Source organism: Bacillus sp. FJAT-53060, assembly GCF_037104745.1.
Lineage (GTDB): Bacteria > Bacillota > Bacilli > Bacillales > Bacillaceae > Bacillus > Bacillus stratosphericus_B.
In genome coordinates, this window is record NZ_JBAWSW010000076.1 from 1 (window position 1) to 3011 (window position 3011).

General features: G+C 52.9%; 1 rRNA gene. It reads left to right on the forward strand.

Annotation, left to right across the window (positions count from 1 at the left end):
• Window positions 1-61 precede the first annotated feature (61 nt).
• Window positions 62-2992, forward strand: a 23S ribosomal RNA gene (locus WAX46_RS15505).
• Window positions 2993-3011: the final 19 nt, after the last annotated feature.

The window sequence follows — 3011 nt, forward strand, 5'->3', positions numbered from 1 at the left end:
ATTCACATTGAATGCAATGCAAAGTTCATCACACATAGTGATTCTTTCTAAAGTAAGAAATGGTTAAGTTAGAAAGGGCGCACGGTGGATGCCTTGGCACTAGGAGCCGACGAAGGACGGGACGAACACCGATATGCTTCGGGGAGCTGTAAGCAAGCTTTGATCCGGAGATTTCCGAATGGGGAAACCCACTGCTCGTAATGGAGTAGTATCCATACTTGAATACATAGAGTATGAGAAGGCATACCCGGGGAACTGAAACATCTAAGTACCCGGAGGAAGAGAAAGCAAATGCGATTCCCTCAGTAGCGGCGAGCGAAACGGGAACAGCCCAAACCAAGAGGCTTGCCTCTTGGGGTTGTAGGACACTCTATACGGAGTTACAAAGGAATGATATAAGCGAAGAGGTCTGGAAAGGCCAGCCAGAGAAGGTAACAGCCCTGTAACTGAAATGTCATTCCCTCCAGAGTGGATCCTGAGTACGGCGGAACACGTGAAATTCCGTCGGAATCCGGGAGGACCATCTCCCAAGGCTAAATACTCCCTAGTGACCGATAGTGAACCAGTACCGTGAGGGAAAGGTGAAAAGCACCCCGGAAGGGGAGTGAAATAGATCCTGAAACCGTGTGCCTACAAGTAGTCAGAGCCCGTTAACGGGTGATGGCGTGCCTTTTGTAGAATGAACCGGCGAGTTACGATCCCGTGCAAGGTTAAGCAGAAGATGCGGAGCCGCAGCGAAAGCGAGTCTGAATAGGGCGCATGAGTACGTGGTCGTAGACCCGAAACCAGGTGATCTACCCATGTCCAGGGTGAAGTTCAGGTAACACTGAATGGAGGCCCGAACCCACGCACGTTGAAAAGTGCGGGGATGAGGTGTGGGTAGGGGTGAAATGCCAATCGAACCTGGAGATAGCTGGTTCTCTCCGAAATAGCTTTAGGGCTAGCCTCAAGGTAAGAGTCTCGGAGGTAGAGCACTGATTGGACTAGGGGCCCCTACCGGGTTACCGAATTCAGTCAAACTCCGAATGCCGATGACTTATCCTTGGGAGTCAGACTGCGAGTGATAAGATCCGTAGTCGAAAGGGAAACAGCCCAGACCGCCAGCTAAGGTCCCAAAGTATACGTTAAGTGGAAAAGGATGTGGAGTTGCTTAGACAACCAGGATGTTGGCTTAGAAGCAGCCACCATTTAAAGAGTGCGTAATAGCTCACTGGTCGAGTGACTCTGCGCCGAAAATGTACCGGGGCTAAACGTATCACCGAAGCTGCGGACTGTTCTTACGAACAGTGGTAGGAGAGCGTTCTAAGGGCTGTGAAGCCAGACCGAAAGGACTGGTGGAGCGCTTAGAAGTGAGAATGCCGGTATGAGTAGCGAAAGACGGGTGAGAATCCCGTCCACCGAATGCCTAAGGTTTCCTGAGGAAGGCTCGTCCGCTCAGGGTTAGTCGGGACCTAAGCCGAGGCCGAAAGGCGTAGGCGATGGACAACAGGTTGATATTCCTGTACCACCTCCTCACCATTTGAGCAATGGGGGGACGCAGGAGGATAGGGTAAGCGCGGTATTGGATATCCGCGTCCAAGCAGTTAGGCTGGGAAATAGGCAAATCCGTTTCCCGTAAAGGCTGAGCTGTGATGGCGAGCGAAATTTAGTAGCGAAGTTCCTGATTCCACACTGCCAAGAAAAGCCTCTAGCGAGGTGAGAGGTGCCCGTACCGCAAACCGACACAGGTAGGCGAGGAGAGAATCCTAAGGTGATCGAGAGAACTCTCGTTAAGGAACTCGGCAAAATGACCCCGTAACTTCGGGAGAAGGGGTGCTTCTTAGGGTGTTAAAGCCCCGAGAAGCCGCAGTGAATAGGCCCAGGCGACTGTTTAGCAAAAACACAGGTCTCTGCGAAGCCGTAAGGCGAAGTATAGGGGCTGACGCCTGCCCGGTGCTGGAAGGTTAAGAGGAGCGCTTAGCGTAAGCGAAGGTGCGAATTGAAGCCCCAGTAAACGGCGGCCGTAACTATAACGGTCCTAAGGTAGCGAAATTCCTTGTCGGGTAAGTTCCGACCCGCACGAAAGGCGCAACGATCTGGGCACTGTCTCAACGAGAGACTCGGTGAAATTATAGTACCTGTGAAGATGCAGGTTACCCGCGACAGGACGGAAAGACCCCGTGGAGCTTTACTGCAGCCTGATATTGAATGTTGGTACAGCTTGTACAGGATAGGTAGGAGCCTTGGAAACCGGAGCGCTAGCTTCGGTGGAGGCATCGGTGGGATACTACCCTGGCTGTATTGACCTTCTAACCCGCTGCCCTTATCGGGCAGGGAGACAGTGTCAGGTGGGCAGTTTGACTGGGGCGGTCGCCTCCTAAAATGTAACGGAGGCGCCCAAAGGTTCCCTCAGAATGGTTGGAAATCATTCGCAGAGTGTAAAGGCACAAGGGAGCTTGACTGCGAGACCTACAAGTCGAGCAGGGACGAAAGTCGGGCTTAGTGATCCGGTGGTTCCGCATGGAAGGGCCATCGCTCAACGGATAAAAGCTACCCCGGGGATAACAGGCTTATCTCCCCCAAGAGTCCACATCGACGGGGAGGTTTGGCACCTCGATGTCGGCTCATCGCATCCTGGGGCTGTAGTCGGTCCCAAGGGTTGGGCTGTTCGCCCATTAAAGCGGTACGCGAGCTGGGTTCAGAACGTCGTGAGACAGTTCGGTCCCTATCCGTCGCGGGCGCAGGAAATTTGAGAGGAGCTGTCCTTAGTACGAGAGGACCGGGATGGACGCACCGCTGGTGTACCAGTTGTTCTGCCAAGGGCATCGCTGGGTAGCTATGTGCGGACGGGATAAGTGCTGAAAGCATCTAAGCATGAAGCCCCCCTCAAGATGAGATTTCCCATTCCGCAAGGAAGTAAGATCCCTGAAAGATGATCAGGTTGATAGGTCTGAGGTGGAAGCGTGGTGACACGTGGAGCTGACAGATACTAATAGATCGAGGACTTAACCTATATTCTAATGTGAAGCATG